The sequence below is a fragment of the Rhodococcus sp. P4_F3_2 genome (assembly GCF_056401335.1).
In genome coordinates this window covers 42,362-63,489 of sequence record NZ_JBFUJN010000019.1, presented here as the reverse complement: position 1 = coordinate 63,489, position 21,128 = coordinate 42,362, and the positions used below count along the sequence as shown (strand labels likewise).

The following is a 21,128-nucleotide window of genomic DNA, read 5'->3' as shown; positions in this document are numbered from 1 at the left end:
AAACCATGACCAGCTCAGCGGATTCCGAGAACGACCTGTCCTGGCTCCGCGGTACGCGAGTGCTGGTCGCCGGAGGGCGGGTGTCCGGTCAAGCGACCATCGAACCTCTCGTCGCTCTTGGTGCTGTCGTGACGGTCGCCGATTCGACCTTGGACTTTGCGGAGCGCTGCGCCGAGCTCGGCGCGGACATGGTGACCACCACCTCGATCGAGGATGCTCCGGATTCGATCACCGAGTACGGGCTCGTCGTCACCAGTCCGGGCTTTCGGCCCGATGCACCGATCCTTGCAGCGGCCGCCGGTCACGGGATTCCCATCTGGGGAGACGTCGAGTTCTCGTGGCGCGTCGACCACAGCGGGCACTTCGGCGGTCCCCGTAAGTGGCTCGTCGTGACGGGGACGAACGGCAAGACCACGACGACGTCGATGCTGGCGTCGATTCTCGACGCCGCCGGAGTTGTCGGCCGAGCCTGCGGGAACATCGGGCTTCCGATACTCGACGCACTCGCCGAGACGTCGCCGCGCGTGGAGTACCTCGCTGTCGAACTGTCGTCTTTCCAATTGCACTGGGCGCCTGCGGTGCGTCCGGATGCCGGCGTCGTCCTCAATGTCGCCGAGGATCACCTCGACTGGCACGGCGGAATGAGCGCGTACGCCGAGGCAAAGTCGCGGGCGCTGAGTGGAAAGGTCGCGGTGGTCGGCCTCGATGACGCAATCGCTTCCGAACTGGGAACTCGCGCAACTGCAGACATTGTCACCGGGTTCAGATTGGGTGAACCGGGCGAAGGAGAACTGGGTGTCGAAGCGGGACACCTCGTGGACAACGCTTTCGGCGATCACGTCCGCTTGGCCGAAGCAGCTTCCATAGATCCGGCCGGCCCGGCAGGCGTCATGGACGCGCTGGCCGCTGCCGCTTTGGCGCGGGCACTCGGATTCGAGGCCGACGTCGTCGAACGCGGTCTGGCCGCACACAAGGTCGGCCCACACCGAGGGGCCCTGGTCGGTCGTGTCGGGTCCGTTGTGTACATCGACGATTCCAAGGCCACCAATCCGCACGCAGCCAGGCCGTCGATACTCGCGCACGACCGCGTCGTCTGGGTTGCAGGCGGTCTGCTCAAGGGCGCAAGCGTCGAGCAGTTGGTGAGCGAAGTGGGACCGAGACTGTCCGGCGCCGTTCTTCTCGGCCGTGACGCCGGTGTGATCGAGGACGCGCTGGCGCGACACGCGCCCGATGTTCCCGTGGTGCACGTGCTGTCGGGGGACGATGAAGCGGTGAGCGAAAACAGCAGCAACTCGACTCTCACCATCCGGCTGCCGTCGGGTGCCGACGCGGATGCCGTCATGGCCGCAGTGGTCGTCGAAGCTGCCGAGTTGGCGTCCCCCGGTGATGCAGTTGTACTTGCCCCGGCCGCCGCGTCCTTGGACATGTTCGCCAGCTACGGACACCGTGGTGACAGTTTCGCCGCCGCCGTAGCCGCATTACCCGATCCGTTCACGGATTCGCCTGGCCAAGCCGGGAAGTTGCGATGACCAAGGGTCCCAAGACCCGAATCGGTGCCTGGTTGGCGCGGCCGTTGGCGTCGTTCCACCTGGTGGTGACGATTGCCACGATGTTGACYGTCTTGGGGCTCGTGATGGTTCTGTCGGCGTCGAGCGTCGAGCAGTACGTGTCCGGTGGCTCGGCATATTCGTTGTTCACCCAGCAGTTGATCTTCGCGATTCTCGGGGCGGTGCTCTTCTACGTCGCGCTGCGAATCCCGGCGAGAGTGCTCCGGCAGTATTCGTTTCCGCTGTTCGTCGTCGTGCTGATCATGCTGGTACTCGTTCTGATTCCGGGAATCGGCACCGAAGCGCAGGGTGCGCGTCGCTGGTTCAACGTCGGTGGATTCTCGGTGCAACCATCGGAAATCATGAAGGTCGCCTTGGCGATCTGGGGCGCGCATCTGTTGGCCTCGAGGCGTCCGGACGACCGATCCGTGAAGTCGATCCTGATTCCGCTCGTGCCCGCTGCGATGCTGGTCTTCGCCTTGGTCGTCGCGCAGCCGAACCTCAGTACGACCATCGCACTGGGAATCATCGTCGGGGCCTTGCTGTGGTTCGGTGGGCTTCCACTGAAACTCTTCGGCTCGATAGCGCTGACAGGCGTTGTCGGCGCCGCTGTCCTGGCCATGACGGCCGGGTATCGATCCGACCGAGTCCAGGCCTTCTTCAACAAGAGCGATGACCTGCAGGGCAACAACTATCAGGCCAAGCAGGCCTTGTATTCGCTCGCTGACGGCGGCGTTTTCGGTCGCGGACTCGGGCAGAGCGTCGCCAAATGGAACTACCTACCGAACGCTCACAACGACTTCATCTTCGCGATCATCGGCGAAGAGTTGGGATTTGTCGGCTGCGCTGTGGTGATCGGTTTGTTCGCTGTATTCGTGTACACGGGATTGCGGATCGCAGCCCGCAGCATCGATCCGTTCTGGCGGCTCCTGTCGGCCACCGCAACTACCTGGATCGTCGGCCAGGCGATGATCAACATCGGTTACGTCATCGGACTGCTACCGGTGACCGGACTCCAGTTGCCCTTGGTCTCCGCCGGTGGTTCGTCCTTGGCGATCACGCTGTTCATGTTCGGGGTCATCGCCAATGCAGCGCGCCACGAGCCAGAAGCAGTTGCCGCTCTGAACTCCGGGCAGGACGGCAAGATCTCGAAGTTGCTCAGACTGCCCAAGCCGGTGCTGTACCACCCGCCGTCAGGGGGCCGGCCTATCCGTCGACCGAAGCCCGCACGACAGATCGAACCGGCACGCGGACGCGACGGCCGGCGCGCGATCGAGACGGGCGATCGACGCAAGCGGGCAGATCAAGGCGCTCGCCCTTCCTCGGATTCCAACCGAGGTGCGGCCGCTGGGTCACGGAAGCGCACCGCGGGAGGGCAGAATGGTCAGCGTCGGCAGGCGCCGACACGTAGGGCACAAGATCCACGAGAAGTTCGAGAGCGAGGAATTCGTAGGTGAGCGGCAACAAATCGGCTCTGTCGGTAGTGGTGGCAGGGGGAGGCACGGCTGGTCACATCGAACCCGCACTTGCGGTCGCGGACGCGGTCAAGGCCGCTCAGCCCGACACCAGGATCACCGCACTCGGGACAGCACGTGGTCTCGAAACCACCTTGGTGCCTGCCCGCGGGTACACACTCGAGCTCATTCCGCCGGTTCCGCTTCCTCGTAAGCCCACGATGGATCTGGTGAAATTGCCGACACGCATCCTCGCCTCGGTGCGCAAGACCCGTGAGGTACTCGATTCCGTCGACGCCGACGTGATCGTCGGTTTCGGTGGTTACGTCGCGCTTCCGGCGTATCTTGCCGCACGTGGCGGTGTTCTTCGGCGCCGGCGCAAGATTCCGATCGTCATCCACGAGGCGAACGCCAGTGCCGGTATCGCGAACAAGATCGGTGCTCGTCTGGCGACGCGGGTGCTTGCCGCTGTTCCGGGTTCCGGAGTGAAGAACCGCGGCGATCAGGACGCCGAGATCGTCGGCATCCCGGTTCGCGCGTCGATCGCCAATTTCGATCGAGCGGGACTCCGCTCGCAAGCTCGCGAGTACTTCGGACTTCCTCAGGACGGTCCCGTTCTGCTCGTCTTCGGCGGATCGCAAGGCGCGAAGTCGCTCAACGACGCGGTGTCCGGAGCAGCGGAAGAACTGGCGAAGGCCGGGATCTCGGTCCTTCACGCACACGGACCCAAGAACTCCCTCGAGGTCACGCAGTACTCGGAGACGGCACCGTATGTGGCTGTACCTTATCTTTCGCGGATGGATCTCGCGTATGCCGCAGCCGACGCGACGATCTGTCGTTCGGGCGCGATGACGGTCGCCGAGGTCTCGGCGGTCGGACTACCGGCCGTTTACGTTCCGCTGCCGCACGGCAACGGTGAACAGGAACTCAACGCGAAACCCGTTGTCTCAGCGGGCGGCGCGATCATCGTCTCCGACAACGAGCTCACGCCGACGTTCGTCGCCGGCACCGTCGTCCCGATGCTGAGCGACAGCGCGCGTCTCGACAAGATGAGCAGTGGCGCTGCCAATGTCGGGCACCGCACGGCGGCAACAGAGATCGCACGGATCGTGCTCGACATCGCGGCAAAGGAAAACGCCGTCCAGGAAAATGCAAGGGGAAACCGATGACCGCGCTGCCCGCCCACCTCGAGCGAGTACACATGGTCGGAATCGGCGGTGCCGGTATGTCCGGCATCGCTCGAATTCTGCTTTCCCGCGGGGGCCTTGTCTCGGGTTCGGACGCCAAGGAGAGCCGAGGAGTCCTGGCGCTTCGTGCACGCGGGGCACAGGTCCGGATCGGCCACGACGCCGATGCTCTCGACCTGCTGCCAGGTGGACCGACCGTCGTCGTCACGACGCACGCAGCTATCCCGAAGGACAACCCGGAACTCGTCGAGGCCGCTCGCCGCGGAATCCCGGTGATTCTTCGGCCGGCTGTCCTTGCATCACTCATGCAGGGCAATCGCACGTTCCTGGTTTCGGGTACACACGGCAAGACGTCGACGACGTCGATGCTCGTGGTCGCCCTGCAGCACTGCGGTTTCGACCCCTCGTTTGCCGTTGGCGGCGAACTCAACGAGGCGGGCACGAATGCCCATCACGGCAGCGGTGACGTCTTTGTCGCCGAGGCCGACGAGAGCGACGGGTCGCTGCTTCAGTACGACCCCAACGTGATCGTCGTGACCAACATCGAGGCCGATCACCTCGACTACTTCGGCAGCGTCGAAGCGTATGTGAAGGTGTTCGACGATTTTGTCGACAAGCTACGTCCGGGTGGACTTCTGATTGCTTGCCTCGACGATCCAGGATCTGCGGATCTCGCGAAGCGAATCGTGGCCTCGGGTCGTTCGGACATCCGTGTGCTCGGTTACGGATCAGCGGATGCGCAGGAAGTGGAAGCGGGCACTGCCTTCGAACCTGTCGACGGCGTCGAGGTCGGAGTCCGACTACTGGGCTTCCATGCACACGACGTCGGGGGAGTCCTGCAGTTCCAACTGGCCGGCGAGAGCGCCGCGCGAACCGTGCGGATGGCAGTGCCTGGTCGGCACATGGCGCTCAACGCACTTGCCGCCCTGCTGGCCGCCCGTGATGCGGGCGCCGAGACCGAGGAGATCGTCGAGGGGCTCGCCGGATTCGGTGGCGTCCACCGCCGCTTCCAGTTCACCGGCCGCGAGCGTGGTGTCCGGGTGTTCGACGACTACGCCCACCATCCGACCGAAGTTCGTGCGGTTCTCGGCGCGGCCGCGGATCTGGTTCGACCGGAAGATGATTCGTCGTCGACCAATTCGGCAGCCGGACGTGTGATCGTGGTCTTCCAACCTCACCTCTATTCGCGCACAGCGGCATTTGCCGTGGAGTTCGCGCAGGCACTGGACTTGGCCGACGAGGTAGTGGTTCTCGATGTCTACGGTGCTCGCGAAGAGCCGATGCCGGGAGTCAGCGGTGCGCTTGTCGCTCAATCGGTCACCAAACCTGTTCACTATCAACCCGATCTGTCGCAGGCACCGAAGCAGGTGGCGGCGTTGGCTCACCCCGGCGACATCGTCATCACGATGGGCGCCGGTGACGTGACCATGCTCGGCAAACAGATCCTCGATGCTTTGCGTTCGGCGCCGCATCCCGCGCCGCGATGACACCCGACGCACGAAGTCGTCGTGGGCGTCGAGATCCTCAGGCCAGGCGAGCCACCAGTACGCGTCGGCGCAGTACTCGCACCGAATCGCGATACTCGACGCGGTCGACGGAGCCGGCTCCCGAACCCACGCCGACTCGTAAGTGGTTCAAGCGACCGCTGATCGTGGCACCGCTGGCAATCGTGCTGGTGGTGGGAATTGCGCTGACGGCCTGGTTGTCTCCGGTGCTCTCGGTCCGGGGCACCGAAGTTCTCGGTGCGACGACGGTCAGTGAGGAACAGATCCTTTCGCTTCTGGCAGTACCGACCGGTCAGCCGTTGATGCGGGTCGACACCGGTGCGGCAGCCGCACGTGTAGCGACGATTCCGAAGGTGGCCTCCGCCCGAGTGCAGCGGATGTATCCGTCGACCATTCGCGTCACCGTGACCGAACGGGTACCGGTTGTCTTCGTCGACTCACCCGAGGGGGCACACCTGCTGGACGAGAAGGGTGTCGACTTCGAGATGGGCGTCCCGCCGCCGGGGGTTCCGCGTCTGGTGACACCGACGCCGGGATGGAACGACGAGCCGACGCTTGCCGCGCTCGAGGTGTTGTCGGTGTTGCCGCCGGATCTGAGATTTCAGGTGGGAGAGGTTGCCGCTCGGTCGATTTCGAGTGTCACGCTGACTCTGCTCGACGGTCGCGTCGTAAACTGGGGCGGTGTCGAGCACTCGGATCGTAAGGCTGCCGTGACGCTTCCTCTCTTGACTCAACCGGGGCAGACGTACGACGTGTCCAGTCCTGATCTTCCGACGGTCCGATAGCGCACGGTGCACCCGTGCGCCGGTGCGTGGCAAATACTTCGGTGTGTCTCGGCGCGCCTAATGGCGGAACGCGACGACGGTGCATAGCGTTTCGTTTCAGATCGAATACTTGACATAACTCTAACCCTGTGGTTGAGGTTTAGAGTTTATCTCGAACACCAGCAGTAACAAATACACCAGCAGTTACAAATACAGCAGCAGTAAAAAGACAGCAGCACTGACAAGCAGCGTGAAACACGACACGGAAGGCGAGAGCCGATGACGCCCCCGCACAACTACCTCGCCGTAATCAAGGTCGTCGGCATCGGCGGCGGCGGCGTGAACGCAGTCAACCGCATGATCGAACAGGGACTCAAGGGAGTCGAGTTCATCGCGGTCAACACGGACGCGCAAGCCCTTCTGATGAGTGACGCCGACGTCAAGCTCGACGTCGGTCGTGAATTGACCCGTGGCCTCGGCGCCGGTGCTGACCCTGAAGTGGGTCGCAAGGCAGCCGAAGATCACAAGGACGAGATCGAAGAGGTCATCAAGGGCGCCGACATGGTGTTCGTGACCGCAGGCGAGGGTGGTGGCACCGGAACCGGTGGTGCCCCTGTCGTGGCAAGCATCGCCCGGAAGCTGGGCGCACTCACCGTCGGCGTCGTGACTCGGCCGTTCTCCTTCGAGGGCAAGCGTCGTGGGGGACAGGCGGATACCGGAATCCAGGCGCTCCGGGAGTCCTGCGACACGCTGATCGTCATTCCCAACGATCGCCTGCTCCAGTTGGGTGACGCGGCCGTCAGCCTCATGGACGCCTTCCGCAGCGCCGACGAGGTTCTCCTCAACGGTGTCCAGGGCATCACCGACCTCATCACCACCCCGGGTCTGATCAACGTCGACTTCGCGGACGTCAAGGGTGTCATGTCCGGTGCAGGCAGTGCGTTGATGGGCATCGGATCCTCACGTGGTGAGGGACGCGCGATCAAGGCGGCGGAATCTGCGATCAATTCGCCTCTCCTCGAAGCATCGATGGAAGGCGCCCGCGGCGTTCTCCTGTCGATCGCCGGCGGTAGCGATCTGGGCCTGTTCGAGATCAACGAGGCGGCTTCGCTGGTGCAGGAAGCCGCGCACATCGACGCCAACATCATCTTCGGAACGGTCATCGACGATTCACTCGGTGACGAGGTTCGTGTGACGGTCATCGCTGCGGGATTCGACGGAGGAGCTCCGGCTCGTCGTCCCGTGGAGTCGACCGCACAGGGACGTGGAGCTATCGGCGCCGGGCGCGCGGGTGAGGTCGGCCGGTCACCGGTGGCCGCCGAACCTGCTGGCGAGCAGCCGATTTCCGCAGCGCGCGAGACGACGGGTTCGGGTAGCTTGCCTCCGATCGGTGGCCCACGCCATGCGCCGGTCCAGGAAGACGAGGGCGACGACGACGTCGATGTGCCGGTCTTCATGCGTCGCTGACGCAGGGCTACAAACAGTTTCGAGAACAGGGTGCCCGGAATTTCTGGGTACCCTGTTCTTGACTGGATGTCCGGTCACGTCTGAGCCGGACGACAACTTTCGACGTTTGTGAGCACACTTATCTTGAGTACCGAGAAGTCGACCACCCGCACCCGCGTTCGCCGCGTCGTGACCAGCCGAGCCGGTGGTGTTTCCGCGTCGCCGTACGAGTCGTTCAATCTCGGCGATCACGTCGGAGACGCTCCGGCAGCCGTCGAGGCGAATCGCCGTCGTCTGGCACGCGAAATAGGCGTCGAGCCTGACCATCTCGTGTGGATGGAACAGATCCACTCGCGCAACGTCACTGTCGTGACGGAACCGACCGACGAAGTGATTCCCGTGACGGACGCTCTGGTCACCACCGTTCCCGGCCTGGCGCTCGCCACCCTCAGCGCAGACTGTGTTCCCGTTCTGCTCTCCGACGAGGAGGCCGGTGTGATCGCGGCAGTTCATGCCGGACGGATCGGTGCCCGCATCGGTATCGTCCCGCGTGTCCTCGCGGAGATGGTGCGACAGGGCGCGGACGTCTCACGTATCGGTGCCTTCCTCGGCCCGGCAGCGAGTGGACGCCAGTACGAGGTTCCCGCCGCGATGCGTGCGGACGTGGAAAAGCACTTGCCGGGCAGCGCAACTCGCACCGAGAAGGGTACGCCGGGACTCGATCTGCGTGCGGGACTGCGTAAGCAGTTGCTCGCCGCGGGTGTGTCCGGTGTTGCCGAGGACCCGCGGTGCACGATCGAGGATCGCGCGTTGTTCAGTCATCGCCGAGAATCTCTGACCGGGCGTCAAGCTGCAGTGATCTGGATGGAAGCGCCCGCAGCGCAGGAAACCGTCTAGGCAGAAATGCGCCAGACAGATATGCGGCTGACAGAAATATCGACGGCACTCGACTCGGTGCGTGCGCGGCTGGCGGCCGCCTGCCTTGCCGCCGGTCGTGAAGTTTCCGACGTAGCACTGCTGCCAGTTACCAAATTCTTTCCGGCGTCCGACGCCCGAATCCTGTACGAACTGGGTTGCCGTGAATTCGGTGAGTCTCGTGAGCAGGAAGCAGTGGAGAAGGTCGCGGACTTCGACGGCGCTGCACAGAGCGGCGCGATCGACGATCCGGTTCGCTGGCACATGATCGGGCAGTTGCAGCGCAACAAAGCGCGTTCGGTAGCGAAGTGGGCCTACGCAATTCACTCGGTGGACAGTGCACGACTGGCCGATGCACTCGATCGGGCGGCGCTCGGAGCTTTGTCCGACGGGGAGCGTAACGCGCCGCTGCGGGTGCTCATCCAGGTAAGTCTCGACGGAGACCCTGGGCGTGGCGGAGTTCCCACGGGAGAGCTAACCCCTCTCGCCGAGCGGATCGAATCAGCCGAAGGTCTCGAATTTGCGGGACTGATGGCCGTCCCGCCGCTTGGATCAGATCCGGACGAGCAGTTCGAAATCCTCCGCAGGGCACATCTTTTGATTCTCGAATCGCATCCCCGGGCAACCGAACTCTCGGCTGGCATGACCGGTGATCTGGAGGCCGCAGTGCGCCACGGATCAACGTGCGTGCGTGTCGGAACCGCACTGCTCGGCTCACGACCAGTAATCTCGAGGTGATCGCTCAGGTGATCGCCCAACCCGTCCACACCGCTGCGACCGGTCGCAGTCGGATTGATTCCGCCGCGCCAAGGAAGGTCGATCAATGAGCAACCTGCATAAGTTCAAGGCTTACTTCGGCATGGTTCCCCTCGATGACTACGAGGACGAATACGTGGAGGAGCCCGATCAGGCTCGCCGCGCACCCCGTCGTAGTCACGACGGCTATGCCGAGCGCGACGACCGCGAGTTCGTCGAACCTGCCTTCTCGAAGGCGAGCTACGCGCCCAGTCGTCGTGACGAAGAGGACGCGGAGTTCGATCGCTACGATTCCCGGCCCCGCGTCGACACCGTTCCCAGCCGCAGTAGCCGCCCGGCGATGGCGCCGCGTCCGGCAAGCCGTGGAAACCTCGCGGTCGACGCCCGTGCAGAGCGTCCCGAAGCGCGACGTGCGCCTGTTGTCGATGACGGCGGCCCGCTCGCCAAGATCACGACACTGCGTCCGCAGAGCTACGCAGAGGCCCGCACCATCGGTGAGCGGTTCCGCGACGGCACCCCCGTCATCATGGATCTGGTCGACATGAGCAACGCCGACGCGAAGCGTCTGGTCGATTTCGCGGCCGGCCTGGCGTTCGCATTGCGTGGTTCTTTCGACAAGGTAGCCACCAAAGTGTTTCTTCTCTCACCGGCTGACATCGACGTTTCCGCTGAGGAACGCCGTCGTATCGCGGAGACGGGTTTCTACAGCCAGAAATGATGGTCTCGACCGCAGTCCGGCCCCTGAGCAGGGGTGACGTGAGCACATTCGAACGGCGTCCCGTCTCGGCGGACGCCGCATTCGGACCCATCGCCGGCCGTTACAAGACGGACTCGATGCGGGCCGGTTCCGGAATTGCTGCGGTGTGTCTGTTTTGGACACACCGCAGAAGTCAGGCAGAGTGAGGGTGTGGACGCGCTTCTCTCTGTGATCTATCTGGTGCTGGTTGTCTTCTGGCTGTTGCTGATCGGCAGAGTGATCGTCGAGTTCGTTCGTTCGTTTGCCAGAGATTGGCGACCGACCGGATTGGTCGCAGTCATTCTCGAAACCATTTTTACGATCACCGATCCTCCGGTGAAACTGCTCCGCAGGTTGATCCCCCCGATCAACCTCGGTGGAGTTCGCTTGGATCTATCCATCATGGTCTTGCTTTTCATCGTCATCATCCTGATGTCGGTTGTTCGCTGAGCGCAGTCCGAGTGAGTGGTATGCCAGAATGGAAGCCATAACTCATCCGGTGGTTCGCCACTACGTAGACTGTGTTGCAACTGAATGCTTGCTAGACCGCCAAATGACGCGTGAAGGGATCCTTCCATGCCGCAACTGACTCCAGCTGACGTGCACAACGTTGCGTTCAGCAAGCCGCCTATCGGCAAGCGTGGCTACAACGAGGACGAGGTCGACGCATTCCTCGACCTCGTCGAGCAGGCGCTGTCGCAGCTCATCGAAGAGAATGCGGACCTGCGCCAGCGCGTAGGTGAGCTGGATCAGGAGCTCGCGGCTGCCAAGAAGTCGCCGGCACCTGCTCAGCAGGCAGCACCCGTCGCAGCGCAGCCCAAGCCGGAGCCCGCTCGGGTTGTCGAACCGCCCAAGCCTGCACCCGTTGCAGCTCCGGTTCCCGCCGCCGCTGCCGTTGCAGCGCCGCAGAGTGGCGACACCCACATGCAGGCCGCGAAGGTCCTCGGACTGGCTCAGGAGATGGCGGATCGCCTCACCAACGATGCCAAGACCGAATCCGAGCAGCTGCTCGGCAGTGCTCGCACCAACTCCGAGCAGCTCATGAGCGAGGCTCGCAGCAAGGCCGACGGCATGATCGCGGATGCGCGCAACAAGTCGGAGGCAATGCTGACCGACGCTCAGACTCGCTCCGAGACCCAGCTTCGCCAGGCTCAGGAGAAGGCAGACGCTCTCAAGGCAGACGCCGAGAAGAAGCACACCGAAATCATGGCGACCATCAACCAGCAGCGTTCGGTCCTCGAGGGCCGTATCGAGCAGCTCAAGACGTTCGAACGTGAGTACCGGGTGCGCCTGAAGTCCTACCTGGAATCTCAGCTCGAAGAGCTCGAACAGCGTGGCTCGGCCGTTCCGGTCGACGGTGGACAGGATTCCTACAGCCCGTCCTTCGCCAAGGGAAACAGCTGACCGAGAGCGCCTCGTCGGCTCAGCTATCGGACCGGACAAAGGTTGATACGTGCTGGTCGTGACGTTGGTTCTCGCGGGAGTTGGCTTCGCTCTCCTGATCGTTGCCCTGACCACAGGGTCGCTGATCTGGGCGTGGGCATGTATCGCGATTTGTGTAGCAGGTGCCGTCCTCCTGCTGGTCAGTGCGCTGACCAGCAGGAAGGCGGTTCCTTCGTTGGATGACCCGGTATCGGGCAGCGGCGTGTCGTCGTCTTATGGTCGAGTCGAGAGTTCCTCGGATTCCTCGTCCGATGATGCAGCTACTGCAAACGACGACAATCAGGGAAATCACGGCGGGTCGCCGGGTGGCCCCGACAAGTCCTAGGGCGAGTTCCGACAAGGTCCAGGACGAGTATTAGACTGTCCAACACGAATACCAGGCTGTGATCCGGCAATCACCGGGGAGCTTTCGGAAGAACGGTTGTCGACGCTTTCATACGTGTCGAGGACCCAGTAGAACCGAACGGGTGAGCCCGTCACAGCTCGATCGAGTGGCAGCTCGAGATCCGGTGTGAAAGCACGGATCTGCGGGGTGCAAACGGGGTGGTACCGCGGTGTCGGCGCACAAGCGTCACGTCGTCCCCGTGCCGAGTCCGACTGGCACGAGGAGATCGCCATGGCGAGTAACGGGTATCCCAAAGTAGACTACGGTGTCCCCGCCGACACCGGAGTCAAGTTCCCCGAACTGGAACAGAAAGTCCTGAAACAGTGGGACGACGACGACACCTTCCGTGCGTCGGTTTCCAATCGGGACGGTAACGAAGAGTTCGTTTTCTACGACGGACCGCCATTCGCAAACGGTTTGCCGCACTACGGCCACCTGCTGACGGGGTACGTCAAGGACCTGGTGCCGCGCTTCCAGACAATGCGTGGACGCAAGGTCGAACGACGCTTCGGCTGGGATTGCCACGGCCTTCCGGCAGAGCTCGAAGCGGAGAAGCAGCTCGGCATCAAGGACAAGGCCGAGATCGAAGTCATGGGTCTGGCCAAGTTCAACGAGTACTGCAAGGCCTCGGTGCTCAAGTACACCGACGAGTGGCGTGACTACGTCACCCGCCAGGCGCGCTGGGTCGATTTCGACAACGACTACAAGACCCTGGACGTCGACTTCATGGAGTCCGTCATGTGGGCCTTCAAGGAGCTGCACGACAAGGGCCTGATCTATCAGGGCTTCCGTGTGCTGCCCTACAGCTGGTACGAGCAGACTCCACTGTCCAATCAGGAGACTCGCCTCGACGATGCGTACAAGATGCGTCAGGATCCTGCAGTCACGGTCGACATGCCGCTGGTCGCTCCGGGTTCACCCCTCGACGGCGCAAACGCGATCATCTGGACCACGACTCCGTGGACACTGCCGTCCAACTTGGCCACTGCGGTTCATCCCGAGGTCGACTACGTCCAGGTGCTCGGCGAGGACGGAAAGCGGTACGTGCTCGCAGAAGCACGGGTAGCTCATTACGCACGTGAGCTGGGGGAGGACCCCGAGGTCGTTTCCCGTCACAAGGGCGCCGAACTGGTCGGACTGTCGTACACACCGCCGTTCGACTTCTTCCTCGGACATCCGAATGCGCACGTCGTGCTCTCGGCGGACTACGTGACAACCGACTCCGGAACCGGAATCGTCCACCTCGCACCGGCTTTCGGTGAAGAGGATATGGACGTGGCCACGGCCAACGGTATCGAGGTCGTACAGCCGCTCGATCCGGGTGGAAAGTTCACCTCGATGGTTCCGCCGTACGAGGGCCTGATGGTGTTCGACGCCAACCCGGTCATCATCAAGGACCTCAAGGCTGCCGGAAAGCTGCTGCGGCACGAGACGATCGAGCACTCGTACCCACACAGTTGGCGCAGTGGGCAGCCGCTCATCTACATGGCGGTTCCCTCGTGGTTCGTCGCGGTCACCAAGTTCCGAGATCGCATGGTCGAGCTGAACAAGGACATCACCTGGGTGCCCGAGCACATCCGTGACGGCCAGTTCGGCAAGTGGCTCGAAGGTGCACGAGACTGGAACATCAGCCGAAACCGTTACTGGGGCAGCCCGATCCCGGTGTGGGTGTCGGACGATCCGCAGTACCCGCGTACGGACGTGTACGGATCGCTCGATCAGTTGGAGGCAGACTTCGGCGTGCGGCCGACCGATCTGCATCGCCCGATGATCGACGACCTGGTCCGTCCGAACCCCGACGACCCGACCGGGAAGTCGATGATGCGCCGCGTTCCCGAGGTGCTCGACTGCTGGTTCGAATCCGGTTCGATGCCGTACGCGCAGGTGCATTACCCATTCGAGAACCGTGAATGGTTCGAGGGCCATTTCCCGGGCGATTTCATCGTCGAGTACAACGGGCAGACTCGCGGCTGGTTCTACACGCTGCACGTACTGGCAACCGCACTCTTCGATCGTCCGGCGTTCAAAACCGTTGCTGCGCACGGCATCGTGCTCGGCGACGACGGACTGAAGATGAGCAAGTCCAAGGGCAACTACCCGGACGTGAAGGAGGTGTTCAACCGCGACGGCAGCGATGCCATGCGATGGTTCCTGATGTCCTCGCCGATCTTGCGCGGCGGAAACCTCATCGTGACCGAGCAGGGCATCCGCGAAGGCGTACGTCAGGCGTTGCTCCCGCTGTGGAACGCCTGGAGCTTTTTGCAGTTGTACGCGCCGGAATCCGGTGTGTGGCGTACCGATTCGGAGAACATCCTCGATCAGTACATCCTGGCCAAGCTCGCTACCACCCGCGACGTGATCACCGAGGCCCTCGAGGTCAACGACATCGCCGGCGCGTGCGACGAGCTTCGGTTGTTCTGTGATGCGCTCACCAACTGGTATGTGCGACGGTCTCGTTCGCGGTTCTGGGACGAGGATCGCGACGCGATCGACACCCTGCACACCGTGCTCGAGGTCGTGACGCGTCTCGCTGCGCCGCTGTTGCCGCTGGTGTCCGAGGTGATCTGGCGCGGGTTGACCGGGGAGCGCTCGGTTCACCTGGCTGATTGGCCCGAGGCGTCGGAGCTCCCCGCGAACCCCGAGCTGGTAGCGGCGATGGACGACGTCCGGACCGTGTGCTCCACGGTGCTGAGCCTGCGCAAGGCGCAGAATCTGCGAGTTCGTCTTCCGCTGCCCGAGGTCACGGTTGCGGCGCCGGATGCCGAGCGTCTGCGTCCGTTCCTCGGACTGATTGCCGACGAGGTCAACGTCAAGAAGGTCGATCTGACCGATGACGTCGACGTGCACGGGCGCTTCGAGATCGCGGTCAACGCGCGTGCTGCAGGACCGCGTCTGGGCAAGTCCGTTCAGACTGTCATCAAGGCGGTCAAGGCGGGCGACTGGACCGAGAACGCGGACGGCGTCGTAGTTGCGGCGGGCATCGAACTGCTGCCCGAGGAGTACACGCAGAAACTGGTTGCAGCCGAGCCTGATTCGACGGCTGCATTGCCCGACGGTGCGGGACTCGTCGTACTCGATTCCGTCGTGACGGAGGAACTCGAAGCCGAGGGCTGGGCGAAGGACCGTATCCGTCAGTTGCAGGATGCGCGTCGTGCCGCCGGTTTGGACGTCTCGGACCGGATCAACGTCGTACTCGAGGTTCCGCAGGACTGCAAGGAGTGGGCGGAGCGTCATCGCGAATTGATCGCCGGTGAGGTTCTGGCCACCTCGTTCTCGGTGGGTGAAGCGGGAGACGACGCCGTCGATCTCGGTGACGGTATCCGCGCCGCGATCACGAAGGTCTAATACCGCCGTAACTACTCCGGCTCCCCGATGAATGTCTGTATGTCGGGGTGCCGGAGTAGTTTGCTCTCATGAGTACGAGCAAGGAAACCGTGGCGCGCATTCTCGAGCAGTTGGAACCGCTCGACGTGCGGGCAAGGGCGATGTTCGGCGAGTACGGATTGTATTGCGACGAGAAGATCGTGGGCTTGATCTGCGGAGACGTTCTGTTCGTCAAACCCACCGAGGTCAGTACGGAGTTCGGATCAGAGGCCGATCTGGCTCCGCCGTACCCGGGAGCGAAGGATTACTACCGGGTTCCGGAGGAACGGCTGCAGGACCTCGATCACCTGCACGCCTTCATTCAACGGACTGCCGACGTACTACCCCTGCCGAAGAAGAAGTCGCCCAAGAAGAAGGCGCGGACGTAGATTCTGCACCTACTTTTGAGAGAACCGTAACGCCCGATGAATCAAGGTGATCCCACACGAAGTCGCAGGTGGGTGCTGCATCTCGACATGGATGCATTTTTCGCTTCCGCCGAGCAGTTGACCCGTCCCACGCTGCGAGGTCGCCCGGTGCTGGTCGGCGGCTTGGGCGGGCGCGGAGTGGTGGCCGGGGCAAGTTACGAAGCGAGAGTTTTCGGTGCGCGTTCGGCAATGCCGATGCACCAAGCACGCCGGATGGTCGGTGGCGGAGCGGTGGTATTGCCACCGCGGATGTCGTTGTATTCGGTTCTGAGTAAACGCACCTTCGACGCGTTGCGCCTTCGTATGCCGATCCTCGAGCAATTGTCGGTGGACGAGGCCTTCGGTGAACCGGTGGAGTTGGCCGGAGTCGGCGCCGACGAGGTCCGCGCGTTTTGTGAGGACCTGCGGGCGTTGATCAAAGCCGAGACCGGGTTGGTTGCCTCGATCGGTGCCGGCGCAGGTAAGCAGGTCGCCAAGATCGCGTCGGGACTGGCAAAGCCCGACGGCGTCGCAGTGATTCCTCCCGGGATGCAGCACGAGTTGCTCGATCCACTTCCGGTGCGAAAGCTGTGGGGGATCGGCCCTGTTGCCGAGGAAAAGCTCAAGCGTCTCGGCATCGAAACCATCGGAGGGTTTGCCCGCACTCCCATAGCGGAGGTGGCGTCGATACTCGGAACCACTGTCGGACCGGGGTTGCACCGCCTCGCGCAGGGGATCGACGATCGGCCGGTCGCCGAGCGTGCCGAATCCAAGCAGATCAGCGCGGAATCCACGTTCGCCGCAGACATCGTCACGATGGCGCAACTGCGCGCAGCCGTCGAAAGTAGTGGTCGTGCAGCATTTTCCAGGCTGGAGAAGGACGGAAGAGCTGCTCGCACCGTCGTACTGAAGCTCAAGAAGTCCGACATGAGTATCTTGACTCGATCCGTGACGCTGCCGTTTGCCACCATCGACCGCCAAATCCTTGTCGCGACCGCGCAGAAACAGGTCATCGATCCACAGGAATTGGGGCCGATTCGCCTGGTCGGTGTGGGATTCGCCGGTTTGTCCACCGTTCGGCAAGGATCACTTTTTCCCGAGTTGGATCAGGATGTTCCCGGCTATCCGGTCGAGACTCTCACGGGCGCCCTCGATGAGGCCGAACTCGACGTTCCGGTGGCCGCACGCGTCCCGCAGCGCTACTGGCACCCTGGTTTGGACGTGAAGCATCCAGAATACGGACACGGTTGGGTGCAGGGCGCCGGGCACGGAGTGGTGACAGTTCGCTTCGAAACCCGTTCCAGCGGAACGGGAATAGCCAAAACCTTCGCCGAATCGGATGAGGTGCTCGAGGTAGCAGATGCGGTCGACAGCCTTCTCTGAGGATGTCCTTAGACTTTTTCCGCTTACCGTTGGGTAATGTTGTCGACGATCCTCGAGCAAGCACGATGTTCGACTGACGCTCGAATGTGAACACCCGAATGGATAGGACTGAGAAGTTGAAGCTTCAGAAGATGACCGTTGCAGCCGTGGCGATCGCAGCAGCCCTGACGATGACCGCTTGTGGTTCGGACGGAGGAGACTCCGACAAGACGACTTCGGCGAAGCCCACGACCACCACCGCTGCGGCACCCACGTCCGAGGTTGTCCTGCCGACGTCCGCTGAGCTCAACGCCAAGGTCGCTCAGGCACTCGACGAGACCGTTCCGGCCGCAGACAAGGTCGACCTCGTCCAGGGTGCCGAGCAGGATCCCGAGCTGATCAACCAGGTCGCCGCTGCCGCCAAGGCTGCCGGCGCGCAGGTCGAGATCCTCGACCCGGTCACCGACACGGGTAGCGAGACGGCCGCAGCTTCGCTGAACATCGTCGTCAACGGCCAGCCGCTGCAGCAGGGTCTGCAGGCTTCGTTCGTCTACGAGGACGGCGTCTGGGCCGTCGACTCCCGAAAGGGAGTCGGCGGCCGCTCTTCATGCAGTGAGCGTCGTCAGTGATGGAATCCCTCGGTGACGCGTGGCCGCGGCATCGGGCTGTCGAGTTCGTCGAGGAACGCGGTTTCCTCTTCGATGATGCGCAGCAGATTGGCTGCCAGGTCCATGCTCAGTCCGTTACGAACCACGATGCGCTGCACTGTCAGATCCGAGAGATCGTCCGGCATGGGATAGGCCGGCACCAACCAGCCCTTGCCCCGCAGTCGGTCGGACAGGTCGTACAGCGTCCAGTTGGACGTGTGGCCCTCGGCGAGGCGCCACGCGAAGACCGGGATGTCGGAACCGTCGTTCCACAGTTCGAAGGCGTCCAGTTTCCCGATTCCTTCGGCGAGGAATTTCGCCACGTCCTGTGAGGACTGCTGGATCGCGCGATAGCCGTCGTGGCCGAGACGCAGGAACAAGTAGAACTGCAGGATCACCTGAGCGCCGGGCCGCGAGAAGTTCAGCGCGAAGGTCGGCATACTGCCGCCGAGGTAGCTCACCTTGAACACGAGGTCGTCGGGAAGTAGATCCTGCGATCGCCAGACCACCCAGCCGAGGCCGGGGTAGACGAGTCCGTACTTGTGCGCCGAGGTGTTGATGGAGTGCACGCGCGGGAGCCGGAAATCCCATTCGAGTTCCGGCTGTAGGAACGGGGCGATCATTGCGCCGGAAGCGCCGTCGACGTGGATGGGAACGTCGAGTCCCGTCTTTTCCTGGATCGCGTCGAGTGCCTTCGAGATTTCCAGGACCGGCTCGTACATCCCGGTGTACGTGACACCCATGATCGCGATTACGCCGATGGTGTTCTCGTCGACGTACTTGTCCAGATCGTGACCGTCGAGGGTCCGGTGTTCCTCGCTGATCGGCACGTAGCGCGCCTCGACGTCCCAGTAGTTGCAGAATTTCTCCCAGCACACCTGGACGGCGGAACTCATGATGAGATTTGGTTTTTCGGTGGACTTCCCCGCGGCTTTTCGTGCGTGCTGCCAGCGTCGTTTCATCGCCAGGCCACCGAGCATGCACGCCTCGGACGAACCGATCGTCGAGGTACCGATTGCGTCCTTGGGGGAGGGCGAGTGCCAGAGGTCGGCAAGGATGCGCCAGCAATAGGTTTCGATCGCGGCGGTCTGTGGATACTCGTCCTTGTCGATCATGTTCTTGTCGAACGACTCGGCATACAGTTTGGTGGCGTGATCGTCCATCCACGTGCTGACGAACGTCGCGAGATTGAGCCGCGCATTGCCGTCGAGCATCGTTTCGTCGTGGACGATCTGATACGCGGTCTCGGGAAGCATGCCGTCGGGTTCGAGTGTGTACTTCGATGCAACCGAATCCTCGCCAGGCCTCGAGAAGATCGGATTGACGGCTACGTAATCGGTGTGATCTGACCTTCTGGGTTCCGGCATGAACTCTGGCTCCTCACATCAGTGTGTCGCGTTGGTCTGTTTCGTACCTACTCTCACCGTTCAGTGTGGACGGGCAGTTGTCAAAGGGTCTGTGGTCCCGAATCATTCGCGTAAGGCCGAGACGGGACTAATCCGCTCGTTGTCAGGGCGTTTGTGCGCGCAGGCGATCGGCGGCGGCCGATGCCATCGAGTGCAGCACGTCGGGGGCGATCGGACTCGGCGCAGTTGCGGACACCTGGGTCAACGTGGTCCCGACTGCGGCCACGATCGCATCGGCGACCAAGGTGAAACCGCCACTCTCCGTGATGATTCGGAAAGCGAAAGACGCGTCGCCGACGTTCGGGTCCGACGCTCCGCCGACGCGATAGGTGATTGTCGTTCCGTCGGCATCGGTTCCCGAATATTCCGCGCACCCGGCCAGCGTGGTCTGAAGTTTCTCGAAAGCTGCTGCTGCCGCTGCGCCGTCGGCGTACGAAGCAGAGTCCTGATCGATGCTCGTGAAATCGGGGCCGGTGAACATGTCGGAGAGGTCGGCGACGGATCCGGCGGCCTGGGTGGCTATCGGTGCCAGAACCTGAGCGCAGACGGCGGGGTCGGTGCTCGACTTGTCCGCCTCCGAACTCTCCGGCGCCGGTGCGAGGCCGAGGTCGTCGACCGGGTCGGGAACTATGTCGAAGTCCGCAGGTAGTTCGGAGAGGGTGAGCGCGGCTCGTTGCAGCGCATCACGGTCGAGAGGTGCCCCGCTCAGCGGTGCGGCCGGAGCAGCTGTGAACGGCGCCAAGCCGACCTGTGGGGCGGAAACCTGCGTAGTTGTGTCAGCACTAGGAGAGTCGTCCGAGCCGCAACCGGTGACGACGAACAGTGCCGCCGTTGTTGTCAGGCCCAGTGCGAGCGACCGGCGTGTCACGATTCCCACCGAATGCTGTTGGAGATCGTCTGCCGGATCACCGAGGAGCTGTCCGGATCGCCGTACGCCTGGTCGCCGCCGACGGTCATCTGTCCGGCGATCGGCAAGGGGAGTGAGAGGTCGACGGTGAGGTTTCCGGAGCCGGCCATGACGTACTGATCGATGTTCAGCGTTCCGGCGTCACCGGCCAGGTTCCAGACCGGGCTCTGCGGGGTCTGCGATACGTCCACCGCGAGCGAAAGCCGATTGCCCTCCCGCGCGGTGAGCGTGACGGTGGTTGTCTGATCGAGCAGGATTTCACTGCTGACTTGTTGTCGAACCACCCAACGTGCGCCGACACCGACCGGAGCGTCGGGGAGTGCAACGGTCCGGTAGACCGCTTGGCCGAGCGCCTGTTCGATTGCAGCGCGGGCAGCATTGGCCGAGTTGGCGGACGGCTTCAACCGTAGGGCGGTGATGGCGCCCGAATCCGTGACCGACAATCCGGCCGCAGATCCGTCGGCCCCGCTCAGCGCTGCCTGCAGCGTTGCATCCGGCGAGGTCATCGACGACAGCGTCAGGTCCACGACAGCGGTGGGATCGTCAGCGGTCACGTTTGCCGAGAGCGGGATCGTGATCTCCGGCGAAGAGAAATCTTGTGCCGGCTGTTGATCGATCTGCTGACTCACGACCGCCTGGGTGACGAGCGTCGCCGTCTGCGTGGTGCCGACAGGCAAGTTCATGCGCAACACCTCGCGCGGTTCGCTTCCCGCATCGAGTACCTCGACGGTGGCGGCGGTCACCGGAACAGTGACTTCGCTCGGCGACGAGGTAGGTGTGGTGGGAGGTTGATCCGAGTCGCCGCAAGCGGTGAGAACGGTGGTGAGAGCGAGGGCAGCGAGGGCGAACGGAACTCGTCGGCCGGTCGTGGACAGCAGTGGCACGCGCTCCAGGCTAG

20 protein-coding genes are annotated in these 21,128 nt (G+C 63.1%); 17 read left to right on the top strand and 3 right to left on the bottom strand.

Going from position 1 to position 21,128, the window contains the following annotated elements; all coding sequences use genetic code 11:
- Positions 1–5: 5 nt before the first annotated feature.
- From murD to AC1DWA_RS20125, 17 genes are all read left to right on the top strand, one after another.
- Positions 6–1,529, top strand: coding sequence for a UDP-N-acetylmuramoyl-L-alanine--D-glutamate ligase (murD, locus tag AC1DWA_RS20205; RefSeq protein WP_477916942.1), 1,524 nt, complete (start codon positions 6–8; stop codon positions 1,527–1,529).
- Complete coding sequence (ftsW, locus tag AC1DWA_RS20200) at positions 1,526–3,004, top strand: putative lipid II flippase FtsW (protein ID WP_019748873.1); 1,479 nt, start codon at positions 1,526–1,528, stop codon at positions 3,002–3,004. Before murD ends, ftsW begins: the two co-directional genes overlap by 4 nt.
- A complete protein-coding gene (gene murG, locus AC1DWA_RS20195) occupies positions 3,001–4,170 on the top strand; it encodes an undecaprenyldiphospho-muramoylpentapeptide beta-N-acetylglucosaminyltransferase (protein ID WP_315873791.1) in 1,170 nt (389 codons plus the stop codon). Before ftsW ends, murG begins: the two co-directional genes overlap by 4 nt.
- On the top strand, positions 4,167–5,675 hold the full coding sequence (murC, locus tag AC1DWA_RS20190; protein ID WP_019748871.1) for a UDP-N-acetylmuramate--L-alanine ligase: 1,509 nt from the start codon (positions 4,167–4,169) through the stop codon (positions 5,673–5,675). The genes murG and murC overlap by 4 nt, the downstream gene beginning before the upstream one ends.
- Positions 5,672–6,478, top strand: a complete 807-nt coding sequence (locus tag AC1DWA_RS20185) for a cell division protein FtsQ/DivIB (protein ID WP_019748870.1) — start codon at positions 5,672–5,674, stop codon at positions 6,476–6,478. The genes murC and AC1DWA_RS20185 overlap by 4 nt, the downstream gene beginning before the upstream one ends.
- A gap of 258 nt (positions 6,479–6,736) precedes the next feature.
- Positions 6,737–7,924: a cell division protein FtsZ gene (ftsZ, locus tag AC1DWA_RS20180; protein ID WP_003941788.1), complete on the top strand. Its 1,188-nt coding sequence runs from the start codon at positions 6,737–6,739 to the stop codon at positions 7,922–7,924.
- Between the two features lie 108 nt (positions 7,925–8,032).
- Positions 8,033–8,800, top strand: coding sequence for a peptidoglycan editing factor PgeF (pgeF, locus tag AC1DWA_RS20175; RefSeq protein WP_256064339.1), 768 nt, complete (start codon positions 8,033–8,035; stop codon positions 8,798–8,800).
- Between the two features lie 6 nt (positions 8,801–8,806).
- Positions 8,807–9,556, top strand: coding sequence for a YggS family pyridoxal phosphate-dependent enzyme (locus AC1DWA_RS20170; protein WP_256064341.1), 750 nt, complete (start codon positions 8,807–8,809; stop codon positions 9,554–9,556).
- An 85-nt stretch (positions 9,557–9,641) separates the two neighbouring features.
- Positions 9,642–10,292, top strand: a complete 651-nt coding sequence (locus AC1DWA_RS20165) for a cell division protein SepF (protein WP_003941752.1) — start codon at positions 9,642–9,644, stop codon at positions 10,290–10,292.
- Between the two features lie 38 nt (positions 10,293–10,330).
- Positions 10,331–10,477 carry a hypothetical protein gene (locus AC1DWA_RS20160; protein ID WP_229756996.1) on the top strand — a complete coding sequence of 49 codons (147 nt, stop codon included), beginning with the start codon at positions 10,331–10,333 and terminating at the stop codon, positions 10,475–10,477.
- Between the two features lie 4 nt (positions 10,478–10,481).
- Positions 10,482–10,760, top strand: a complete 279-nt coding sequence (locus AC1DWA_RS20155) for a YggT family protein (RefSeq protein WP_003941780.1) — start codon at positions 10,482–10,484, stop codon at positions 10,758–10,760.
- A gap of 126 nt (positions 10,761–10,886) precedes the next feature.
- Positions 10,887–11,714, top strand: a complete 828-nt coding sequence (wag31, locus tag AC1DWA_RS20150) for a DivIVA-like cell division protein Wag31 (protein ID WP_003941722.1) — start codon at positions 10,887–10,889, stop codon at positions 11,712–11,714.
- A 49-nt stretch (positions 11,715–11,763) separates the two neighbouring features.
- A complete protein-coding gene (locus AC1DWA_RS20145) occupies positions 11,764–12,078 on the top strand; it encodes a hypothetical protein (RefSeq protein ID WP_195791326.1) in 315 nt (104 codons plus the stop codon).
- Between the two features lie 291 nt (positions 12,079–12,369).
- Positions 12,370–15,483: an isoleucine--tRNA ligase gene (gene ileS, locus AC1DWA_RS20140; RefSeq protein ID WP_020908068.1), complete on the top strand. Its 3,114-nt coding sequence runs from the start codon at positions 12,370–12,372 to the stop codon at positions 15,481–15,483.
- Between the two features lie 68 nt (positions 15,484–15,551).
- Positions 15,552–15,890: a TfoX/Sxy family protein gene (locus tag AC1DWA_RS20135; RefSeq protein ID WP_042952111.1), complete on the top strand. Its 339-nt coding sequence runs from the start codon at positions 15,552–15,554 to the stop codon at positions 15,888–15,890.
- 36 nt (positions 15,891–15,926) lie between these two features.
- Positions 15,927–17,291 (top strand): DNA polymerase IV, encoded by a 1,365-nt coding sequence (locus AC1DWA_RS20130; protein WP_019748863.1) that lies wholly within the window; start codon positions 15,927–15,929, stop codon positions 17,289–17,291.
- A gap of 131 nt (positions 17,292–17,422) precedes the next feature.
- A complete protein-coding gene (locus AC1DWA_RS20125) occupies positions 17,423–17,899 on the top strand; it encodes a WKL family lipoprotein (protein ID WP_477916939.1) in 477 nt (158 codons plus the stop codon).
- On the opposite strand, the gene gad is transcribed toward AC1DWA_RS20125, so the two are convergent.
- From gad to AC1DWA_RS20110, 3 genes are all read right to left on the bottom strand, one after another.
- Positions 17,893–19,284, bottom strand: a complete 1,392-nt coding sequence (gene gad / locus AC1DWA_RS20120; RefSeq protein WP_046378698.1) for a glutamate decarboxylase — start codon at positions 19,282–19,284, stop codon at positions 17,893–17,895. The two genes, AC1DWA_RS20125 and gad, sit on opposite strands and share 7 nt — an antisense overlap.
- A 142-nt stretch (positions 19,285–19,426) precedes the next feature.
- Positions 19,427–20,191, bottom strand: coding sequence for a sensor domain-containing protein (locus AC1DWA_RS20115; RefSeq protein WP_232816917.1), 765 nt, complete (start codon positions 20,189–20,191; stop codon positions 19,427–19,429).
- Complete coding sequence (locus AC1DWA_RS20110) at positions 20,188–21,114, bottom strand: hypothetical protein (protein ID WP_097387282.1); 927 nt, start codon at positions 21,112–21,114, stop codon at positions 20,188–20,190. Before AC1DWA_RS20110 ends, AC1DWA_RS20115 begins: the two co-directional genes overlap by 4 nt.
- Positions 21,115–21,128 lie beyond the last annotated feature (14 nt).

Excerpts from the sequence above, each read along its gene's own strand:
- murD (WP_477916942.1), top strand. The coding sequence starts at position 6 with ATGACCAGCTCAGCGGATTCCGAGAACGACCTGTCCTGGCTCCGCGGT.
- murC (WP_019748871.1), top strand. The coding sequence starts at position 4,167 with ATGACCGCGCTGCCCGCCCACCTCGAGCGAGTACACATGGTCGGAATC.
- AC1DWA_RS20185 (WP_019748870.1), top strand. The coding sequence starts at position 5,672 with ATGACACCCGACGCACGAAGTCGTCGTGGGCGTCGAGATCCTCAGGCC.
- ftsZ (WP_003941788.1), top strand. The coding sequence starts at position 6,737 with ATGACGCCCCCGCACAACTACCTCGCCGTAATCAAGGTCGTCGGCATC.
- AC1DWA_RS20170 (WP_256064341.1), top strand. The coding sequence starts at position 8,807 with ATGCGCCAGACAGATATGCGGCTGACAGAAATATCGACGGCACTCGAC.
- AC1DWA_RS20165 (WP_003941752.1), top strand. The coding sequence starts at position 9,642 with ATGAGCAACCTGCATAAGTTCAAGGCTTACTTCGGCATGGTTCCCCTC.
- wag31 (WP_003941722.1), top strand. The coding sequence starts at position 10,887 with ATGCCGCAACTGACTCCAGCTGACGTGCACAACGTTGCGTTCAGCAAG.
- ileS (WP_020908068.1), top strand. The coding sequence starts at position 12,370 with ATGGCGAGTAACGGGTATCCCAAAGTAGACTACGGTGTCCCCGCCGAC.
- AC1DWA_RS20135 (WP_042952111.1), top strand. The coding sequence starts at position 15,552 with ATGAGTACGAGCAAGGAAACCGTGGCGCGCATTCTCGAGCAGTTGGAA.
- AC1DWA_RS20130 (WP_019748863.1), top strand. The coding sequence starts at position 15,927 with ATGAATCAAGGTGATCCCACACGAAGTCGCAGGTGGGTGCTGCATCTC.
- AC1DWA_RS20125 (WP_477916939.1), top strand. The coding sequence starts at position 17,423 with ATGACCGTTGCAGCCGTGGCGATCGCAGCAGCCCTGACGATGACCGCT.
- gad (WP_046378698.1), bottom strand. The coding sequence starts at position 19,284 with ATGCCGGAACCCAGAAGGTCAGATCACACCGATTACGTAGCCGTCAAT.